The sequence below is a fragment of the Streptomyces sp. CNQ085 genome (genome assembly GCF_022614595.1).
Taxonomy (GTDB): domain Bacteria; phylum Actinomycetota; class Actinomycetes; order Streptomycetales; family Streptomycetaceae; genus Streptomyces.
The window spans coordinates 9073-29411 of sequence record NZ_JAJFAU010000012.1; the positions used below are offsets into that span (position 1 = coordinate 9073).

18 protein-coding genes and 1 tRNA gene are annotated in these 20339 nt (G+C 72.7%); 12 read left to right on the forward strand and 7 right to left on the reverse strand.

Annotated elements, in window-relative coordinates; all coding sequences use genetic code 11:
* The first annotated feature begins 225 nt into the window (after positions 1-225).
* The 5 genes from ispD (at position 226) to LJ221_RS04220 (ending at position 5935) form a co-directional block, all read left to right on the forward strand.
* Positions 226-1011 (forward strand): 2-C-methyl-D-erythritol 4-phosphate cytidylyltransferase, encoded by a 786-nt coding sequence (gene ispD / locus LJ221_RS04200; RefSeq protein WP_241713821.1) that lies wholly within the window; start codon positions 226-228, stop codon positions 1009-1011.
* Positions 1001-1504: a 2-C-methyl-D-erythritol 2,4-cyclodiphosphate synthase gene (gene ispF, locus LJ221_RS04205; protein ID WP_241713822.1), complete on the forward strand. Its 504-nt coding sequence runs from the start codon at positions 1001-1003 to the stop codon at positions 1502-1504. Before ispD ends, ispF begins: the two co-directional genes overlap by 11 nt.
* Before the next feature lie 100 nt (positions 1505-1604).
* On the forward strand, positions 1605-3017 hold the full coding sequence (gene cysS / locus LJ221_RS04210; protein ID WP_241713823.1) for a cysteine--tRNA ligase: 1413 nt from the start codon (positions 1605-1607) through the stop codon (positions 3015-3017).
* Positions 3018-3119: 102 nt separating this feature from the next.
* Entirely contained in the window at positions 3120-4073 is a 954-nt protein-coding gene (gene rlmB, locus LJ221_RS04215; RefSeq protein ID WP_241713824.1) for a 23S rRNA (guanosine(2251)-2'-O)-methyltransferase RlmB, read from the forward strand.
* Positions 4074-4180: 107 nt separating this feature from the next.
* Complete coding sequence (locus LJ221_RS04220; RefSeq protein ID WP_241713825.1) at positions 4181-5935, forward strand: DoxX family protein; 1755 nt, start codon at positions 4181-4183, stop codon at positions 5933-5935.
* Positions 5936-6005: 70 nt separating this feature from the next.
* Here LJ221_RS04220 and LJ221_RS04225 read toward each other — a convergent pair whose 3' ends face one another.
* From LJ221_RS04225 to LJ221_RS04235, 3 genes are all read right to left on the reverse strand, one after another.
* Positions 6006-6749: a nucleotidyltransferase family protein gene (locus LJ221_RS04225; protein WP_241713826.1), complete on the reverse strand. Its 744-nt coding sequence runs from the start codon at positions 6747-6749 to the stop codon at positions 6006-6008.
* Between the two features lie 148 nt (positions 6750-6897).
* A complete protein-coding gene (locus LJ221_RS04230) occupies positions 6898-7308 on the reverse strand; it encodes a hypothetical protein (protein WP_241713827.1) in 411 nt (136 codons plus the stop codon).
* Positions 7309-7576: 268 nt separating this feature from the next.
* Positions 7577-8674, reverse strand: coding sequence for an ABC transporter ATP-binding protein (locus tag LJ221_RS04235; protein ID WP_241713828.1), 1098 nt, complete (start codon positions 8672-8674; stop codon positions 7577-7579).
* A 227-nt stretch (positions 8675-8901) separates the two neighbouring features.
* Here LJ221_RS04235 and LJ221_RS04240 point away from each other — a divergent pair.
* Positions 8902-8974: transfer RNA gene (locus LJ221_RS04240), tRNA-Thr, on the forward strand.
* Between the two features lie 50 nt (positions 8975-9024).
* Here LJ221_RS04240 and xerC read toward each other — a convergent pair.
* Together xerC and LJ221_RS04250 are read right to left on the reverse strand one after the other, a co-directional pair.
* On the reverse strand, positions 9025-10722 hold the full coding sequence (gene xerC, locus LJ221_RS04245; protein WP_241713831.1) for a tyrosine recombinase XerC: 1698 nt from the start codon (positions 10720-10722) through the stop codon (positions 9025-9027).
* Positions 10719-11399, reverse strand: a complete 681-nt coding sequence (locus LJ221_RS04250) for a helix-turn-helix domain-containing protein (protein WP_241713833.1) — start codon at positions 11397-11399, stop codon at positions 10719-10721. The genes xerC and LJ221_RS04250 overlap by 4 nt, the downstream gene beginning before the upstream one ends.
* 95 nt (positions 11400-11494) lie before the next feature.
* Here LJ221_RS04250 and LJ221_RS04255 point away from each other — a divergent pair, with 95 nt between their 5' ends.
* The 6 genes from LJ221_RS04255 (at position 11495) to LJ221_RS04280 (ending at position 18264) form a co-directional block, all read left to right on the forward strand.
* Positions 11495-11725: a hypothetical protein gene (locus tag LJ221_RS04255; protein ID WP_241713835.1), complete on the forward strand. Its 231-nt coding sequence runs from the start codon at positions 11495-11497 to the stop codon at positions 11723-11725.
* Positions 11726-11961: 236 nt separating this feature from the next.
* The gene (locus tag LJ221_RS04260; RefSeq protein WP_241713837.1) at positions 11962-13275 is read left to right on the forward strand and encodes a DUF3631 domain-containing protein; all 1314 of its coding nucleotides are present in this window, start codon (positions 11962-11964) and stop codon (positions 13273-13275) included.
* Between the two features lie 561 nt (positions 13276-13836).
* Positions 13837-14721 (forward strand): DUF2637 domain-containing protein, encoded by an 885-nt coding sequence (locus tag LJ221_RS04265; RefSeq protein ID WP_241713839.1) that lies wholly within the window; start codon positions 13837-13839, stop codon positions 14719-14721.
* A 242-nt stretch (positions 14722-14963) separates the two neighbouring features.
* Positions 14964-15641 carry a MobC family plasmid mobilization relaxosome protein gene (locus LJ221_RS23600; protein WP_308314716.1) on the forward strand — a complete coding sequence of 226 codons (678 nt, stop codon included), beginning with the start codon at positions 14964-14966 and terminating at the stop codon, positions 15639-15641.
* Positions 15642-15645: 4 nt separating this feature from the next.
* A complete protein-coding gene (locus LJ221_RS04275; RefSeq protein ID WP_241713841.1) occupies positions 15646-17313 on the forward strand; it encodes a relaxase/mobilization nuclease domain-containing protein in 1668 nt (555 codons plus the stop codon).
* 93 nt (positions 17314-17406) lie between these two features.
* Positions 17407-18264 carry a hypothetical protein gene (locus LJ221_RS04280; protein WP_241713843.1) on the forward strand — a complete coding sequence of 286 codons (858 nt, stop codon included), beginning with the start codon at positions 17407-17409 and terminating at the stop codon, positions 18262-18264.
* On the opposite strand, the gene LJ221_RS04285 is transcribed toward LJ221_RS04280, so the two are convergent.
* Positions 18252-19112, reverse strand: a complete 861-nt coding sequence (locus LJ221_RS04285) for an aldo/keto reductase (protein WP_241713845.1) — start codon at positions 19110-19112, stop codon at positions 18252-18254. The genes LJ221_RS04280 and LJ221_RS04285 overlap by 13 nt on opposite strands.
* Entirely contained in the window at positions 19052-20257 is a 1206-nt protein-coding gene (locus LJ221_RS04290) for a cupin domain-containing protein (RefSeq protein WP_241713847.1), read from the reverse strand. Before LJ221_RS04290 ends, LJ221_RS04285 begins: the two co-directional genes overlap by 61 nt.
* Between the last annotated feature and the right edge of the window lie 82 nt (positions 20258-20339).

Consider the following 20339-nt stretch of genomic DNA (forward strand, 5'->3'; position numbering starts at 1 on the left):
GCGGAGATCCGGCCGGATTCTCCGCCCGTGACTGCCGGAATGCGGTTGTAGTGGGTCGTACGGGCCACCCGAGACGCTCGCCGCCCGACTGCCCGGTACTGGAACTGCCAGGTCCGGGCGGCTGCTCGACCGGTCGTCACGGAAGGGTCCGGTCGGGGCTTCGCACCCGGCACGCTGAGTGCCATACCCACTCCCATTGAGGAAACAAACCTGAACGGGCGACCAATGCCAGACGAAACCAGGCACGCAGAAGCGACGTGCGGCGCGCCGTCCCCCCGCACCGCGGCGGTCATCCCCGCCGCGGGCCGCGGCATACGGCTCGGCCGCGGCGCCCCCAAGGCGCTGCGCCCGCTCGGCGGCGCCCCGATGCTCGTCCACGCCGTCCGCGCGGTCGCCCGCGCCCGCACGGTCTCGCTCGTGGTCGTCGTGGCGCCGCCCGACGGCGCCGCGGCCGTCCGCACGCTCCTGGACGAGCACCCCCTGCCCCAGTCCGCCGGCGACACCGAGGTGATCGTCGTCACCGGCGGCGGAACGCGTCAGGAGTCGGTCGCCCGCGGGCTGGCGGCGCTGCCCGGCGACGTCGACACCGTCCTCGTCCACGACGCCGCCCGCCCGCTGGTCCCGGTGGAGACGGTGGAGGCCGTGGTCGCCGCCGTACGGGCCGGGGCGCCCGCCGTCGTCCCCGCGCTGCCCGTGGCCGACACCGTCAAGCGGATCGCGCCCGGCACTCCGGCCGGGGAGCCCGAACCGGTCGTGGCCACCCCCGAGCGGTCCCTGCTGCGCGCCGTGCAGACCCCCCAGGGTTTCGACCGGGCCATCCTCGCCAAGGCGCACGCGGACGCCCCGCGCGAGGGCGAGGGGGCCACCGACGACGCCGGGCTGGTCGAGCGGCTGGGCGTGCCCGTGGTGCTGGTGCCCGGCCACGAGGAGGCATTCAAGATCACCCGCCCCCTGGACCTCGTGCTCGCCGAGGCCGTACTCGCCCGCAGAAGGGTCACCGATGGCTTCTGAGCCCGTCTCCTCTCCGGCCCTGCCGCTGGTCGGCATCGGCACGGACGTGCACGCCTTCGAGGAGGGCCGCGAACTGTGGTGCGCCGGCCTGCTGTGGGAGGGGGAGACGCACGGCCTGGCCGGGCACTCCGACGGCGACGTCGCCGCGCACGCCGCCTGCGACGCCCTCTTCTCGGCGGCCGGACTCGGCGATCTGGGCGCCCACTTCGGCACCGGCCGTCCCGAGTGGTCCGGAGCCGCGGGCACCGCGCTGCTCGCCGAGGCCGCCCGGATCGTCCGGGCCGGAGGCTTCGAGATCGGCAATGTGGCGATTCAGGTGATCGGCGTACGACCCAAGATCGGCAAGCGTCGCGCGGAGGCGCGGAAGGCGCTCTCGGAAGCGGTCGGCGCGCCCGTTTCCGTCTCCGGCACCACCACCGACGGCCTGGGCCTGACCGGCCGCGCCGAGGGGCTGGCGGCCGTCGCCACGGCGCTGGTCGTCCGGCGCGGCTGAATCCGCGGCCGCGGTCGCCGGTCGAGGCCCGGCCGTGACCGGCGACCGCTCCGTGCCCGGTCCGCACCGACCCTCTCGCGTTTCCGACTACCCTTGACCCGTGACTCTTCGCCTGTACGACACCAGCGCCCGGCAGATCCGTGACTTCACCCCGCTCGCCCCGGGCCGCGTCTCGATCTACCTGTGTGGCGCGACCGTTCAGGCGGCCCCGCACATCGGTCACGTCCGGTCGGGGCTGAACTTCGACATCATGCGCCGCTGGCTCATCCATCGCGGTTACGACGTGACGTTCGTCCGCAACGTCACGGACATCGACGACAAGATCATCGCCAAGTCCGCGGAGCGGGGCCGCCCCTGGTGGGCGATCGGCTACGCCAACGAGCGCGCCTTCGACGACGCCTACACCGCGCTGGGCTGCCTGCCGCCCACCTACGAGCCGCGCGCCACCGGCCACATCCCCGAGATGGTCGAGATGATGCGTGAGCTCATCGACCGCGGCCACGCCTACGCCGCCGACGGCAACGTCTACTTCGACGTGCGCTCCTTCCCCGGCTACCTCTCCCTGTCCAACCAGGACCTGGACGACCTGCGCCAGCCCTCCGGCGAGGGCGAGACCGGCAAGCGCGACCCCCGCGACTTCGCGATGTGGAAGGCCGCCAGGCCCGGCGAGCCGAGCTGGGAGACGCCCTGGGGCCCCGGCCGCCCCGGCTGGCACCTGGAGTGCTCGGCGATGGCCCACAAGTACCTGGGCCGCGCCTTCGACATCCACGGCGGCGGCGTCGACCTCGTCTTCCCGCACCACGAGAACGAGATCGCCCAGTCCAGGGCCTACGGCGACGACTTCGCCGCCTACTGGCTGCACAACGCCTGGGTGACGATGAGCGGCGAGAAGATGAGCAAGTCGCTGGGCAACTCCGTGCTGGTCTCCGAGATGGTCCGGCAGTGGCGGCCCATCGTGCTCCGCTACTACCTGGGCACCCCGCACTACCGCTCGATGATCGAGTACAGCGAGGAGGCCCTGGGCGAGGCAGAGGCCGCCTTCGGCCGGATCGAGGGCTTCGTCCAGCGGGCCGTCGAGCGGGCCGGTTCCGTGGAACCGGCCGCCGAGGTGCCCGAGGAGTTCGCGGCGGCCATGGACGACGACTTCGGCGTCCCGCAGGCGCTCGCCGTCGTCCACACCACCGTCCGGCAGGGCAACGCCGCCCTTGCGGAGGACGACAAGGACGCGGTGGCCGGCGCCCTGGCCGACGTACGGGCGATGCTGGGCGTACTCGGCCTCGACCCGCTCGACGCGCACTGGGCCGGGGGCGACTCCGCCGGGCGGGGCGAGGAACTGGCCTCGGTCGTGGACGCCCTGGTCGGACTCGTCCTGGAGCAGCGCCAGGCGGCGCGTGCCCGCAGGGACTACGCGACCGCCGACGCCATCCGTGACCAGCTCCAGCGCTCCGGTCTGGTCATCGAGGACACACCGTCCGGGCCGCGCTGGGAACTGGGCTCGCGCGACGCCCGCTGAGCCCCGCCCCTCCGAACCCCGGAGCGCGACCGTGAACCATCCCGTCCGCCCGCCCGTTCCACCGATGTTCCACCGAGCAGCGAGAAGAGATGAGTGATCCCGATGGCCGGGAACAGCCAGCGCCCCAACCGCCGCACGTCCAACAAGAAGGGCGCGCAGATCGGCAGTGGCGGCAAGCGGCGCCGCGGCCTTGAGGGCAAGGGCCCCACGCCGCCCGCCGAGATGCGCAAGGGCCACGTCAAGAACCGCGTCGCGGGCGCCAAGGCCCGCCAGTCCGCCCGCCGCTCCCCGGCCCGGCGCGGCGGCAAGGGCACCTCCGAACTGGTCGTCGGCCGCAACCCGGTGGTCGAGGCGCTGCGCGAGGGCGTGCCCGCGAGCACGCTGTACGTGCAGCAGTTCATCGACAACGACGAGCGTGTGCGCGAGGCCCTCAAGCTCGCCGCTGACCGTGGTGGCATCCACCTGATGGAGGCCCCGCGCCCCGAGCTGGACCGGATGACGAACGGCCTCAACCACCAGGGCCTGGTCCTCCAGATCCCGCCCTACGAGTACGCCCACCCCGAGGACCTGTCCGCGGCCGCGTACGACGATGGCGAGGACCCGCTGATCGTCGCGCTCGACGGCGTCACCGACCCGCGCAACCTGGGTGCGGCGGTCCGCTCCGTCGCGGCCTTCGGCGGCCACGGCGTGGTCGTCCCCGAGCGCCGCGCGGCCGGCATGACCGCGGGCGCCTGGAAGACGTCGGCCGGCACCGCCGCCCGCACTCCGGTCGCGCGGGCCACCAACCTCACCCGCGCCCTGGAGGCGTACCGGAAGGAGGGCCTGTTCGTGGTCGGCCTCGCCGCCGACGGCGAGGCCGAGATCCAGGACGTGGCCGCGCTGGACGGTCCGCTGGTGATCGTCGTCGGCAGCGAGGGCAAGGGCCTGTCCCGGCTGGTCGGCGAGACCTGCGACATGCGGGTGCGCATCCCCATGCCGGGTGGGGCCGAGTCCCTCAACGCCGGTGTCGCCGCGGGCATCGCCCTCTACGAGGCCGCCCGCCGCCGACGCGTCTGACGTCTGCGCGTCCGGTGCCGCCGGTGCCGCGTCGGCCCGAACCTTGACGGGCCCCCGACAGATCGGGGCCGTCAAGCCAGTGTCCTATGTGTCCGTCACTCGGTTAGATGAGTGTGGACACCAGAACACCCCGCGGTTTCTTCGACGACGAGCCGGTGCTGAGCACGGTCAAGGTGCCCAGCGACCCGGCCGAGGTCGTCGTCAACCACGCCAGCTTCCGGGTGCGGCTCGCCTCGCCGCCGCCCCGCGGCCGCGTGCTGACCGGAGCCGGCGTGCCGACGGCGGCGCGCGGTGCCGTCCCGGTCCGCCGCCCGGCCTCCGGGCGGCGCGCGCCCGTGGTGTGGAGCGGCCGGACGGAACCCGGCGACGTACGGGCCACCCGGCTGCTCCAGGCGGTACGCCGTGCGAGCGCCGGGATGGACGGGGCCGACGGGGAGGAGACGGGCAACGCCACCACGCAGGTGCTGCCGCGCGTGGTGCCGCGCCCCGCGACGGGTCCGGACGGCGGCCCGCGCACCACGGTGATCCCCGCCCTCGACGACATCCCCGGCGGCGGTCCCAGGATCATCGCCCCCCGCACGCCCCGGCTGCCCGAGCGCCCGCTGCCCGCGGGGGTACGCCCAGCCGGGGGCGCGTACGGCGCACCGGGCGCCCCGCTCCGCCCCTTCGAGCCGTACGAGCCCGCCGCCCACGACCGGGACGGCGAGTACGACAACGGGTACGACGGTCACGACGGAGAGCCGGACGGCTACGACGGCTACGACGGCTACGACGGCTACGAGGAGGGGAGCCCGCGCGAGGAGGCCCGCCGTGCCCGGCACGGCTTCTACCCCGACCGCCGCATCAACCTCGGCGTCGTGCTGCTGCCTCTGCGGATCCTCCTCGGCTTCGTCTCTGTCTACGCCGGGATGGGCAAGCTCTGCGACCCGGTCTACTTCGACGGCGACGATCGCGGCTCCCTGGTGGCCTGGCTGGGCTCGCTCCAGCCGTGGGCCGTCGCCGCTCCGCTGCGCGACCTCGCGGCCGCCCACCCCGTCGGCGCCGGGCTCACCGTGGCCTTCCTCCAGATCGTCATCGGTGTGCTGACCTTCATGGGACTGTGGCAACGGGCCGCCGCGGGCCTGGGCACGCTGCTGTCGGCGGCCCTGATCCTGACGGTGAGCTGGCGCACGGTCCCGGTGTACGACGCCCCGGACTTCATCTACCTGGCCGCCTGGAGCCCGCTGATCATCGCGGGGGCGCCGTACTACTCGCTGGACGCGCGCCTGGCGGGCGAGGCCTGGCGCCGGCTGGGCCCGCGTGCGGAAGTGTGGGAGCTGCGCCGGCGCGTTCTGCGGCGCGGCGCGGCCGTCGCCGCGGTGGTGCTCGGTCTGACGCTGCTGGTCGGCTCGGTGCTGGGCAGCGCGGTGCGTTCGGCGCAGTTGGCCACCGTGCCCAGGCCGGGCGATCCGCTGACCAACAACCAGCCGGGCTCGCCGCTGCCGCAGCGCTCCACCGGCGGTCCGAGCCCGTCCACCCCGGTTACGGGGACCGGGCCGCCGGAGACGGGGAGCGGCTCGTCGCCGAGCCAGTCCACCCCCGGTGCCGGGGACACCACCCCGAGCGCGGGCGGTGCCGGCGCCGGGGCAGGGCCGGGCACGCCGAGCCAGGGGCAGACGGTGGAGGCGCCGCGGCAGCCCGCCACCCCGCCCGCGCCCGAGGCGGGCACCCCGACCGGTCCCGGCGGTACGGGCGGCGACGGGGACACCGGTGCTGCGGGCGGTACGGGCGGCGGCGAGAACGACGGCGACGCGGGCGACGGCGGAGCGGGCTCCGGCGACGGCGGCAGCGGCGGCGGCGCGCTGGGGGGCCTGCTGGGCTGAACGGAACCGGCCGGCCGCGGTCGGCCGGTTCCGTGCACACCGCCGTACACCGGGCCGTGCCCGGACCGGACTACCGGGAACGGCCGTCGTCCGCGAGTTCCCTGGCGGCCTCGCTGAGGTCCTTGGCGGTGTCGATGGCACGCCAGTACGCGCCCTGCGGGATCGGGAAGCCCGCCAGGGCGCGTTCGCGTGCCAGCCGGGGGAAAGTGGTCCGCTCGTGGTCGCCGCGGTTGGGCAGCATCGCGGTGAAGGGCGCGGAGAAGACGTAGACGCCCGCGTTGATCAGGTAGGGCGAGGGCGGAGCCTCGATGAAGTCCAGGACGTGACCGAACTCGTCGGTCTCCACGACGCCCCAGGGGATGCGCGGGCGGGCCAGCGCGAGGGTGGCGGTCGCGTCGCGCTCGGCGTGGAACCCGGCCATCTCCCGCAGCGAGAAACGCGTCCAGATGTCCCCGTTGGTGGCGTACCACGGCTCGCCGGGGCGGGGGAGGGAGGCGGCGGCGTACTTCAGCCCTCCGCCGCGGCCGAGGGGCTCGGTCTCGACGACCGTCGTCACCCGCAGCGGCAGGTCGGCGCCGTCCAGCCACTCCTGGAGCACCTCGGCGAGATGACCGCAGGAGACCACGGCGTCGGTGACGCCCTCGGCGGCCAGCCAGGCGAGTTGGTGGCCGATGATCGGGGTGCCCGTGCCGGGGATCTCGACCATCGGCTTGGGACGGTCGTCCGTATACGGACGCAGCCGCGACCCCTGGCCGCCGGCCAGGACCACGGCCTGGGTCGGATACGTGTGCGCGAGCTGGTCGTCGAGTGTCATGCGGTGACGATATGCGCACCGCTCCCGCGCCCCTGCGGCACCCGTCCCGCGCGGTCACGGGCACAGGGGCGGAAGGCGCGGGGCACACGGTGAAACGGCCGGCGGAACAGACCCCTCACATCGCCCCTCACATCCGGGGCCGCACCGGTCAGCGGATATCGGCGACGCCCGCGGCGAAGGAGGTGTCGCACACCGGCCGGGAGTAGGAGTGGGCGCGCGCGGGACCGTACTTCTCGACCGCGGCCCGGCCCAGCGCGCGGGCGATGGAGGTGCAGTGCCGCGCCAGCGACGGCCGGCGGCCGATCTCCTTCTGCAGGCTCGTCAGGGCGGTGCCCGGGTCCTTCCGCTGGAGCTCGGCGATGAGCCGGTCGCGCACCACCTCGTGCGGGGCGCGGGGTCTGTCGAGGGGGGCCGCCCGCTCCGCGGAGGCGGTCAGCACCTGCGTCCCCGCCCGCGGTGCCCAGGGAACGGCGGTGACGGCGAGGGTCCCGGACAGGACCAGGACGACCGGGAGGACGAGGGCGAGAGATCGGCCGATACGGCGCGCTGCCTGGTTCACTGTGGAGTCCTCCTCGCAAGGGACGGGTGTCGGGGGCCCGCTGTGCGGGGCGTCTGCGATGGTAGCGAGGAGTCGTTGATTAACGACATTCAGTCACTCTCGCGAGTGAAGGAGAACCACGTAATCCCAGGTGCGGAGATGTCTCCGTGTTGACGCGGACCGCGAGCGGGACGCCCTCCCCCGCGGCCCGGGGGGACGGCCAGGGGCCCGTACGGTCCGCCGCGCGCGGACGTACGGGCCCCGTATCGGCCGTGTTGAGTTCGGGTGATCAGTCGGTCAGGCGCTCGCCGGTGGAGATGGAGAACACGTGTGCCTCGCCGGCGCGCGGCACCACGTGGATGGTCGCGCCCTTCTCCGGCACCTCGCGCCCGCCGACGCGGACCACCAGCTCCTTCGCCTCGCCGCCGACCTGGGCGGTGCCGTAGACGTAACCGTCGGCGCCCAGCTCCTCGACGACGTTGACGGTGACGGCCAGACCGGCGTCGCTGCCCTCGCCCACGGTGTCCAGGTGCTCGGGGCGGATGCCGACCGTGACGGTCTTGTCGCCCCTGCCAGCAGCCTCGGCGATGACCTCGCGCTCGACCGGCACGACGCTGTTGCCGAACTTCACACCGCCGTCGGCGATCGGCACCTCGACCAGGTTCATCGCCGGGGAGCCGATGAAGCCCGCGACGAAGAGGTTGGCGGGCTTGTCGTACATGTTGCGCGGCGAGTCGATCTGCTGGAGCAGGCCGTCCTTGAGCACGGCCACCCGGTCGCCCATGGTCAGGGCCTCGGTCTGGTCGTGAGTGACGTAGACCGTGGTGATGCCCAGCCGGCGCTGGAGGCTGGCGATCTGGGTGCGGGTCTGGACGCGGAGCTTGGCGTCGAGGTTCGACAGCGGTTCGTCCATGAGGAACACCTGCGGCTCGCGGACGATCGCGCGGCCCATCGCCACACGCTGCCGCTGACCGCCGGAGAGCGCCTTGGGCTTGCGGTCCAGGTAGGGCGTCAGGTCAAGGATCTTCGCGGCGTCCTCGACCTTGGCGCGGATCTGGTCCTTCGGCACACCCGCGATCTTCAGCGCGAAGCCCATGTTCTGGGCGACGGTCATGTGCGGGTAGAGCGCGTAGTTCTGGAACACCATGGCGATGTCCCGGTCCTTCGGTGGAAGGTGGGTGACATCGCGGTCACCGATGCGGATGGCGCCGCCGTTGACGTCCTCCAGGCCCGCGAGCATGCGCAGGGAGGTGGACTTGCCGCAGCCGGAGGGGCCGACGAGGACGAGGAACTCGCCGTCCTCGATCTCGATGTTCAGCTTGTCCACCGCGGGCTTGTCGGTGCCCGGGTAGATCCGGGTGGCGTTGTCGTACGTGACCGAGGCCATGGTCGGTTCTCTCCTTCACCGGCAGGAACGTGCCGGACGATCCGAGTAAAGGTCGTGTTCCACGTGTGTGAACCTGTGTGAACGTGGACTGACGGTAACCCGCCGGGGGATGTCTTGTCAGCACTTCAGCGGTCACGAGAAGGACTCCGGCCCGGTGCCGGGAAGTGGGTACACTGCACACTGCGTATGTGCCGGGGCCCCGCCGGGCCCGCGGCGCCGCCGCACACGCCGCCTTAGCTCAGCTGGTAGAGCACCGCTCTTGTAAAGCGAAGGTCGTCGGTTCGAACCCGACAGGCGGCTCAGGGAACAAACCGCAGGATCATCCGGTGAAGGCCGGGTGACCTGCGGTTTTACTGTGCCGGTGGTTCCTCGGAGGAGTCGGGTTCCGCCTTCGACTCCTCTTCCGGCTCGGGCTGCGTGAGCGCTGCGTGAGCGGACGGGAGACCACCGGCCGTTCCGCCGCCGGACGAGGCGGCACCGTCCGGACCGGTGACGGCTGCCTCACCGCCGCCCGGCTCGTCGCTCTCCTCGGCCCGGCCGGTGCCCTCCGGCATGCGGGCACGCGGCACGAGGCGGGCCGCCGCTTCGGCGATGGCCTTGTCCGTCTCCGGCAGGAGGCTGGTGTAGGTGTCGGCCGTGATCGCGATCGAGGAGTGGCCGAGCATCTCCTGGATGTCCTTCAGGTCCGCTCCGGCGGCGTGGGCCAGCGTCGCGGCACCGTGGCGCAGGTCGTGCAGGCGGATGGGCGGGAGGCCGATCTCCTCGTACAGCTCGATGAACCGGCGGGTGACGTTGGAGGGGTGGAGCCACTCGCCGTTCTCGCGGATGAAGACCCGGCCGGTCTCCACCCAGGCGTCGCCCCACTCCCCGCGCTCCTTCGCCTGGCGCGCACGGTGGAGCTCCAGGGCACGGACGGTCGCGGAGTCCAGCGCGATGGTGCGTGCGCCGGCGTCGGTCTTGGGGTCGTCCTCGTAGACCTTCCAGCCGTCGACCACGAGCTGTTTGGCCACGGTGATGAGCCCGGTCTCCAGGTGGGTGTCGGCCCACAGCTGACCGCACGCCTCGCCCCGCCGCAGACCGCGGAACGCGACGAGGTGGAACAGCGCGTAGAGCCGGTCCTTCTCGGCGTGGTCGAGGAAGGCGCCGGTCTGCTCCGGTGTCCAGACCATGACGGGGGAGGGCCTCTCACCGGTGCGCTTCCAGCGCTCGATGCGCTCCTCGGTCCACACCAGGGCCTTGGGCCGCCTGCCCGCCTCCAGCCGTACGTGGGAGGCGGGGTTGAAAGTGATCAACTGCTGCGAGATCGCCGTGTTCAGGGCGGCCCGAAGCGTGGAGCGGATGCGCTGCAGCGTAGAGGGGCTGACGACCCGGCGGAAGGGCGGCATCTCGGCGATGGCCGCCTTCAACGCCTTCCGCCGCGCCCGGTTCTCCCGTCCCTTCCAGGGGATCTCGGCGAGATCGCTGATCGCCTTGCGGCGCGCGGCGTTCGCCTCGACGATCTCCACATTGGTCTCGGCGATGGCCTCGAACATCTCCGACAGGTGGCTGACCCGCAGCCGGTCCAGCCGCAGATGACCGATCCGGGGCTTGAGGTGGACCCGGATGTTGCCCTCGTCGCGGTTGATCGCACTGCGGCGGCCCTTCTTGCCCGCCAGCCAGGTGTCGAGCCATTCGCCGACGGTGAGCCGACTGGTCAGGTCCAGGCCGTGGTTGAGCTTCCGGCGGATCTCCTCGACGTCCGGCAGGGGCGCCTTGTCGTCGGCGACCTGCTCCAGCAGCTCGGCGATCCGCTCGACGTCTTCGGGGTCGTCGGCATCGGGCAGGGCGAGGAGGGCGCGGACGTGGTCGAGGTCGGTCTGGGCGGCCTTGAGGGTGTCGTAGCCGGCGCGGCTGAAGGAGCGGCGGGCGCCGTCCTCGCGGGGTGGGAGTTCCTGGCGTATGGAGTAGGTGCCGTGCTTGCGGCCGGCGAGCTTGGGGCACTTCTTGCCGAGCGGTCTGCCGGTGTGGGGATCGCGGCAGTAGCAGCGGCGGTGGGTGGAGCCCTTCAAGCGGTGTTCCCTTCGGTGGTGTCGGCCTCGGGCGGGTCGACGTCGGAGAGTTCGGGGGGTAGGTCGGGTGGGGTGCCGCCGCCGTCACGGATGAAGGCGCGGGCCACGCGCAGCCGGTACTTGGCCTGTACGGCGCGTTCGGCGTAGTCGGCCCGGGCCTCCAGGGCTTCCTCCCGCCGCGTGGGACTGGGGGCGGTCTCCGCCTCCCACCGCTCGCGCTTCTCGCCGTCCAGGGCGGCCAGGGCGGCGCGTTGGTGGTCTGCGTGGGCGCGGAAGGTGCGGAGCATGGCGTCCTCGACGCCGAAGTCCTCGGACTGGCCGGTGAACCAGCGCATCGCGTCCCAGGTGGGGACGGTGTCCTGGTAGGGGAGTTGCTGGACCCGTGGGACGTAGCCGACCGGGTAGAGCAGGCAGACCGGGTAGGTGTTGAGGGCTTTGGCCAGGACCATGACCTCGACCAGGGGCAGGGTGCGGCGGCGGCCGGACTCCATGTTGGCGATCACATTGCGGGGAATGGGGTAGCCGACCTGCTCGCACCGGTCGGCCAGGTCCTGCGCGCTCCATCCCAGCTCCTTCCTCCGTCGGCGGACTTCGCCGGCCACGGTGGCCGTGACCTGGTCCGCCCACTCCGGGACGTCGTCCTCGTCATCTCCAGGATCGAAACCGTGCTGTGTCATGGAGACACATTAACTTGATGACACTGGATGGTGTGGCCTGGAGCCGGACGTGATGAGCGCGTTCGCCGAGGGCTCAGCCGTGAACGGAGCACCGCATGCGTGAGACCGCAGCCGCCGAGCAGTCCAAGGGGATGGCACGGGAGGAACTGCTGGCCCTGCCTGCCGCTGTTGACCTGGACACCGGCAACCGGGCGCTGGGGCTGGGGCGGAGCAAGGGCTACGAGCTGGCCAAGCGGGGCCAGTACCCGTGCAAGGTGCTGCGGCTGGGCAGGAGGTACCGGGTGGTGACCGCGGACCTGCTCAGCCTGCTGGGCCTGGCGGCGTGACCGCCCGCCCCCGTAACAGACGATTCTGCGTTGAGCTGACACAGAAGCGGTGGACTGTGGCGAGGGCTGGACGTAGTGTCCGTGTCCCCTCGCCGCAGCCGAGTGCCCGCGAGGAACAGGTGAGCCTCCGGCGGCGCAACGCCGGAGGCTCCGGCAACACCCCTGTACGGCCTGAAGCGATCGAACCCGGCGGCCAGGGCGCGCAAGCCCGCCACCGCCAGACGAGGAGCTGCCCTGTGCAACCTACGCCACCCGGCCCCGCTGCCGCACCCGGCAAGGCCACCTGGCCACCGGTCGCAGTACCTGGCCGACCCGGCGCCCGCCTTCAGGGCGCACCGGCCGAGGACACCGGTTCCTGCGCCGACCAGGACGCCGACCCCTGTGGCCCCGCCCAGGCAGAACAGCCCGACGGACCGGAGGAAGCACCGGAGCCGGAGCCGACGCACGGATCGGAGTTGCTGGGCGAACTACGGGCGCAGATAGCCCAATTCGTGATCCTGCCTTCGCAGGAAGCGCTGGACGCGGTGACGCTGTGGGTGGCGGCCACGCACCTGCAGCCCGCGTGGCAGCACGCCCCGCGCCTGGCGGTGGTGGGACCGGCCAAGCGGTGCGGCAAGTCGCGGCTGCTGGACGTGCTGACCGAGACGGTCCACGAGCCGATGCTCACCATCAACACCACGCCGGCCGCGGTCTTCCGCTCGATCACCGACGAGCCGCCCACCCTCCTGGTGGACGAGGCCGACACCATCTTCGGCACCCCGAAGCAGGCCGAGAAGAACGAGGAGATGCGCGGCCTGCTCAACGCCGGACACCAGCGCAACCGCTACGTCACCCGGGTCGTGGGCAACGACCACACACCCCACAAGTTCGCCACCTTCGCCATGGCGGCCCTCGCGGGGATCGGTGACCTGCCCGACACGATCATGGACCGCTCCGTGGTGGTCCGCATGCGCCGCCGCGCCGAGGGCGAGAGCGTCAAGCCCTTCCGCTCCCGCCGCGACATCCCGGCCCTGCACGACCTGCGTGACCGTATCGCCGCTTGGGCCCGGCCACTGCTGGACGAGGCCGCGGACCTGGAACCGGTGATGCCGGTGGAGGACCGCGCCGCCGACACCTGGGAGCCCCTGGTGATCGTCGCCGACCTCGCCGCCGGACCCTGGCCCCGCCGGGCCCGCGCGGCGTGCGCACGGATGGTCGCCACCGAGGTCGAAGCGGAGGAGGACCAGCCGGGCGGAGCCCGCATCCTGGCCGACATCCGCAGGGTGTTCGCCGCCCAGCGCGAACCCGACAGCCTGCCCACGGACGAGCTGCTCCACCAGCTCCGCCAGGACGCCGAGAGTCCCTGGGCGGAGTGGGGACGAGGCGGGCTGACCGCCCGCGACCTGGCAGCCATGCTGCGCGAGTTCGGCATCAAGCCCGGCAACGTCCGCCTCGCCGACGGAACCCAGCGCAAGGGCTACACGCGCAACAAGTTCCTCGACCCCTGGCGGCGCTACTGCCCCACCGTCCACTCAGTGGACACCGCACCAACCAGCACCACGATGGCCTGAGCCCCGCGTCCCCCGGTTGCCGTCCCTGCCGTCCCTGCCGTGACATCGCAGGTCAAACGGCATGCGGCCAAGACGGCAACCGGGCCCAAGACGGCAACGCGATCATCATCACCGCGCTGCCTCCGCCAGGACGCTGCCCAGATCCGTCTTGTGCCGTCCCGAGCGTCCCCGCCGTATCGCCGCAGGTCGTGGCACCGCTGGCCGGGGCGGCACGCTGCGACAGCGCCGTCCCGGCCGACAGGCAGCACGCAGAGAACCGCCTCTCCTGAGATGAGCCGCGGCTTCCCGGCAGCAGGACCGGCGTACGGCTCCGGCACGCCTCCGGGACGGAAGGTCGACGCGGCTGCCGTACCCGCCTGACCTGCGCTTGCAACGGCCAAGACGGCCAAGACGGATCACGCGATCACGACCCGAGCCACACCGCAGGAGCACCCCAGACCCCATGCCCTCCCTTGCGATACCCACCGCACCAGCCGCCGCCCATAGCGGCAACGACATCAGCATCTCCGGACTCCGGATCACCCCGACGGTGGCGGAGCACACCACGGCGAAGGGCGGTACGTGGTGACCCAGCAGACCGCCGAGCGATATGTACTCGTCGCGGCCGGAATCGTCATCGTCGCCCTCACCGCCGGCGGATTCTGGCTCTCCTACGCACACCTGGCCGAGGTCGCCGGACAGCACGGGCTGGGTGACTCCCCGGCCCGTCGGTGGGCCTGGCCTGCGACCCTGGACGCCTTCATCGTCGCGGGCGAACTGCTCATGCTCCGTGCGGGACTGCGCCGGGCACCGGACTGGTGGGCCATCGCCCTGACCGCCACCGGATCGATCGGCTCCATCGCCCTCAACGTGGCCGGAGTCAGCGGCACGGGCGCCGCCGACACCGTCCCCCTCCTGGACTACGTGGTCGCCGCCGTCCCTCCGACCGCCGCGCTGCTGGCCTTCGGCGTCCTGATGCGGCAGATCCACCAGCTCGTCGCCGAGCCCGCCAGCACCCCCGCCGCAACCGCTGAGGCTGTCAGGGGCGCCGGGATGGAAGCGGACCCGACCGCCGATCCGGTCACCCCTGATCCGAGCTCCAGCCCGGTGCATCAGGCTCTCGGCATGGCCAGGTCCGCCGAGGGACTGGCGGATCAGGACACCCCGACGCCCACGGACGTCGCCACGGAGACCGGCACCCCCGACACGTGGACAGCCGAGACGACCGAGGCAGATTCAAGGGGCGGAGGCAAGAGGACGGGCCGCCCTGCCGGAGCGACCATGGAACAGCTCCTCGCGGTCGCCCGCCCCGCCGTCGCCCAGCACCGCGTCTCACGATCTGTGGTCGAGCAGGCGGTCCGCTCAGCGGGGCTCCCCCTGGGCAGTACCCGCTTCACCCAGCTCATGCGCCAACTGCGCGCAGAGGAAGCACGATCCCAGGTACGCAAGCCCCCGGCCGTCGAATGACGCCTGACGCGGTCCGCTGCCCGGTGCCGGATCGGGCAGCGGACCGCACTCACTTCTGCCGACCCCAACCAGCATCGGCAGAACTCCGCTTCCTTGCAGCGCGGGCCGGTTACCAGCCCACACCCTGTGGATACCGGCCATGCCGCCGCCGCACCCACCGATTCCACCCGCCGCGGCCGTCGGTCGCCGCCGCCATCCGCCCAGACCCCTCGCCCCAACCAGCAACCATGGAGACGCTGTTCATGACCACCCACCAAAGCCCCGACGGCACCACGCCCACCACGGACGGCACTGCGGCGAGCAGGAACTCCCGCCTGACCAACGAGCCGCACCACGGACCCGTCCCCATCCAGCAGGAGGCACCCACGGCCGACCTCGGGGCAGCAAGTTGTCGGGTTAGGAGTCCTTACCCGGCCTCCGCCCCGGGGGTGGCGGAGGCGTCCGGCGCCGTGGGAGCGCCGGGGTCGGCCGGCCCGGGGGAGCCGACCGTGGGAGGAGCCGCCGAGCCGTCGCCGAGCGCGCCGCAGCCGCCCACGCCGCGTCGTCGTCTGCGCGAGCACCAGCTACGTGAGCGCCGCGTGCATCCGCGCTACAGCGACGGCGAGTTCGCCGACCTTGCGAGGGCGGCCGGGGCCAGTGGCATGCAGGTGGGCGGCTACGTTGCCGAGGCGTCGCTGGCCGCCGCCCGCGCCGACGACCCCGCGGCGGCGGTCGCCGACTACCGCGCCGCGGTCAGAGTGCTGATGGCCGCCAACGGGCAGCTGGGCAGGGTCGGCAGCAACCTCAACCAGCTCGCCCGGCACCTCAACCAGGACGGCGCCCTGCCCGAGCGGGAGGCGGTCCGCCGCCTCCTGGGCCGCGTCGAGGCGTCGATCGCCGAGCTGGACACCGCCATCGCCCAGGTGACGGCGGGGCGGTGAGGCGGTGATACCGAAGATCATCCTCGGCAGAGGCAGCACCCGCCGCCTGGTCGCCTACCTGTTCGGCACGGGCCGGGCGAACGAGCACACCGATCCGCACCTGGTGGCTTCCTGGAACGACTTCGCCCCCGACCCCGGCCGCATCCCGCACCGCGACCCGAAGACGGTGGAAAGGCAGCTCGCGGCCCAGCTCGACCAGCCGGTGGCCCTGCTGGGCGACCGGGCGCCGAAGACCACCATCTGGCACTGCCCGGTCCGTGCCGCACCGGAGGACCCGGTCCTCACCGACGCCCAGTGGGCGGACATCGCCCGCCGGATGGTGGCCGCCGCCGGCATCGCCCCCGACGGGGACGGCCAGGCGTGCCGCTGGGTGGCAGTGCGGCACGCCGAGGACCACATCCACATCGCCGCCACCCTCGTCCGCCAGGACGGCCGCCGCCCCGACCGGGGCCACGACTACCGTGCCGTCCAGAGGGAGGCACGGAGGATCGAGGCCGACTACGGGCTTCGGCGCTTGAAGCCCGGGGACGGCACCGCGGCCAAGCGCCCCACCAGCAAGGAGCACTTCAAGGCCAAACGGCAGGGCCGGGACGCCACCGCGAGGGAGGTCCTGCGCCTGCGGGTCCGCCGCGCGGTGGCCGCCGCCACCGACGAGGCCGGGTTCTTCGCGCTGCTGGCCGCCTCCGGCGTGGAGGTGCGCCCGAAGGCCGGGCCGTCCGGCGACCTGCTGGGCTACAGCGTCGCCCTGCCCGGCGACACCAACGGCCAGGGCGAGCCCGTGTGGTACTCCGGCTCCACCCTGGCCGGCGACCTCTCCCTGCCCCAGGTCCGCCAACGCCTGGGCACCCTCACCCCCGAGCCGGTACCCGCCCGCCCGGCCGATCCCTGGCACCAGGCTACCGCGGCCACCGAGCGCATCCCCCACCACCTCACCGGCAGCGATGACAGGGTGGCGCAGGGGCAGCTGGTCGCCCTCGGCGGAGCCTTGGACCTCCTGCCGGTTGCCGCACCGGCCGGTCTGCGGGACGAGCTGGAGCAGGCCGCCGTCGCCTTCGAGCGCGCCACCCGCTCCCGCATCACCGCGGACCTCGACAGTGCCCGCGCCCTGCGCCGCAGCGTTCAGGCGATCGTGCGCGACCCCGCCCCGGCGGACGGCGCCGGGCTGGCCATGCTGTTGGACGCCGCGCTCCTCGCCGTGGCCTACGCCAGGCACTGGCACCGCGCCCACCGGCACGCTCAGCAGGAAGCAGCTGCCGAGCAGACCCTGCTCCACCTCCAGACCGCCTACATACGAATCGCCGGGCCGGTCTTGGACCACTTCGCCCACCGCACCCCCAGCCTCCAGACCAAGCAACGCCTCGCCCTCCATCTCCAACGGGCGGCCCCCGAGCACGCCGAGCGCATCCTGAACGACCCCGCCTGGGACGCCCTCGCCGCCGTGCTCACCGACGCCGAGACCACAGGCCACAACGCCGCCACCCTCCTCGACCAGGCCCTGGGCCAGCGCACCCTGAACGACGCCCGCCACCCTGCCCGCACCCTGACCTGGCGCATCCACCGCCTCGGCCAACGCCACGCCCCCAGCCCACGAGCCCAAGCAGCCAGAGCACGCACCACCGCGCAGCACCCCGCCGCTCCAGACCCGCAGCCGTCCCGGACGCGGTACCGCTGACCACACCGAGCGGACCGCTGTGCCACGTCTTCCCTTCCGGAGACATGGGAGGCCGGTTCCTTGCTAGCGTCGGACGGCCGCCAAGGAGGTTCCATGCCATCTTCCGCGCCTGCCGCCGCACAGGCCGACCTGAGAATCGAGCCGGTCGACGCTGTGCTCGACGATGTCGAGCGGTCTCTCCAGACCCGGCTGGACCGGGACACGCTGGTGTGCAAGCGGCGCTCGCTGGGCGCGCGGACGGACCGGGGCACATGGGTGCGCATCGAGCGACGCCGGATGGAGAAGATCGGGAGCCAGGGCTGGAACGGCACCGAGTGCGCGGCCGTCCTGGAGACAGTCGCGCAGCCCCGGTGGCACCGGGCGGTGGTGTGGCGCCAGCCAGACGGTGCCGCGATGTGGCGGGCGGATGAGACCGATCTGCTGCCCGGCGCGCCGATCGGCACCAGCGTCCTGGCCTCCGACCCCGGGCTGCCGGATGCGTGGTGGCGGGCGCTGAACGCCTCGCTGGACGCGCTGGCCGCCCACCGCACGAGCCGCGTCGCCACTCCGGACACCGTCACGATCACCCAGCAGGGTGTCACCGAGGCGGTCCGCCGCTTCCTGCCCGATGGCATCGATACGACGGTGAGCCAGTGGCGGCCCGCGCACGCGGACCTGAACTGGGCGAACATGACCGGTCCGCAGTTCTGCCTGTTCGACTGGGAGGACTGGGGCATGGCACCCCGAGGGCTGGATGCCGCGTCCCTGTGGGGCAATTCCCTCGCCGTCCCGGCTCTGGCCGAACGCATCCGCCAGGAGCGGAGCCGCGACTTGGAGAGCCGGGACGGCAAGCTGATGACCCTGTTCGTCTGCGCGAAGATCCTGGCCCCGGACGCCCACCCCGAGGACCCCCGCCTGGAGCCGGCACACCGGACGGCGGCGCGGATCGCGGAGGAACTTCAGGCCCGCTGACGGCCCGTCCGCTCGCGGAGAAGCCGCCGGTACGTGCGCAGGCTGCCGACATCCGCCTCGTACCGCAGGGCGGTGACCAGCTCCGCCAGGTGGGACGGGTCGTCCGTGCCGACGGCGACCCTCCCCACCTGCGGCAGCCGGTAGGCGGTGCGGAACGCGGCCTGTACGGCGGAGAGACCGTCGTCAGGGTCTTGGACGAAGACCTGCGGGTCGAAGGTCTTCCACAGCGGGTCTCCGATCCCGCCTCCGAAGGGGCTCATGCCCCACAGCTGATCAGGTTCGAGGCCCCACCGTGCTGCCAGGGCTTCCGACGCTTCCAGGACGTCCACCGGAACCAGGAGCCCCGACCGGACCATGACCACGTCGGGCCTGGGCATGGTGCCGTCGACGAGGCCGGGCAGTGGGCGGGGATCCCATGAGGAGACGCCCCAGACCCCGCACAGCCCGTCCGCCGCAGCTCTCTCCAAGGCGGCGCACGCCGTACCCAGCGCTTCCTGACCAGCGGAGGAGCGTTCGGGCAGGGAGCGTTCCGGATTGTGCAGGAACACCAGGTCGGGGACGCGTCCGAGATCACGGTTGGTCTGTTCCACCGCTGCCCGGAGCCTGCCGGGGTCGAGTGAGTGCTCGGCCCCGCCGGCGGCCGGGAAGAACCCGACCTTGGTGGAGACCGTGAAGCGGGGCAGGAGGTCGCCCCCCACCCCCGCCAGGGCGGTGTGGGCCGAGAAGCCGTGGTAGTTGAAACTGGTGTCGATCGCCTCGACACCGAGTTCCAGCGCGCTGGTGAGGATCAGGCGCTCATGACGAGATCGGTGTAGCCCGAGGACAACTCGGGGGTCAGGCTCGCGCACAGTTCCTCCTCCACCAGGATCTTCGCCAGGGCTCCCACCTCGGCGCCCACGACCTGGGCGGCCTCGTCCAGCCGCACCGGGTGGCCGCTCAGGAGCAGGCGGAGTCCGGGCAGGGCCTTGGAGGCGAAGGTGAGTTTCTTGCCTGCGGCCACCACGGTGACCGTCTCCTGCTCCTCCTGGATCAGCGGCGGGAACTCGCTGACACACACCACGTCCTCAAGCGGTCCGAAGATCTCCAGGAAGGGAACGTGCCGACCGGAGGGAGCCTCGCGCTCGCGGAGCCGGAGGAACTCCGCCGGGCCGCGTGCGTCGAGGAGCCGGGAGGCCGCGTCGGTCAGCCGCCGTTCCTGGACCTGCCGCTCCTCCGGGCTGCCCCAGCGGTCGAGGTCGTGGCGGAACACCTCCTCCTGGCGGGACCAGTCGGCGAGCCAGGTCAGCCAGCTCACGGCGGTGCGCTTGGCGAACCCGAAGGTCACGTGGGTGCTGTGGCCGCCGCCCCGGCCCGCCCGGGTGGCGGCGTGCCAGTAGCCGCGGGGGATGTGCATGACGTCGCCGGCCTTCATGGTGCCGGTCCACACGATCTCCTCGCTGGGGGTGTTGTTCCGTTCGGCGTCCCGGAACATGGGCACGGGCCGTGACGTGCCACGCACCTCCCACTGCTTCTCCCCGGCGAGCTGGACGATGAGGACGTCGTGGTCGTCCCAGTGCAGGTCGAAGCCGGAGGCGTCGTTGGTGGTCAGATACACGTTCGCCTGGACGTGCTCCCGGGACCACCACTGCAGGGCGCGGCACGTCACTTCCATCGTGGGGTCGAAGACGTTCGACTGGTCCAGGACCAGCGTCGCGCCCTCGCGCAGCAGGCTGCCCACGCGGCGCATGCCGGCCATCGGTACCGCCTGGCCCCTGGGTGTGACCTGCCGGTCCAGGTACGCGTCGGGGTGCAGCTCCTCGCCGCCTTTGAAGAAGCGGAACTGGGGGTTGGCCAGGCTCCGGCGCATGACCATGTCGAGCAGGCGCGCGGGCGTGAGCAGTCGGGTGACGAGCTGGGGATCGCCGATGCTTCCCCGGGCGAAGTCCTTTCCGAGCGGGGCCGGGCCGTCCCACCCCAGTGCCTCTTCGACGGCGCGGACCAGACGGTGCTCCATGGGCTGTTCCCTTCCTTGCGTCAGATGGGAGGTGGAAGATGGAGGGGCCGCGTGCGCGGCCCCTCCACCGGAGAGCCGGCGG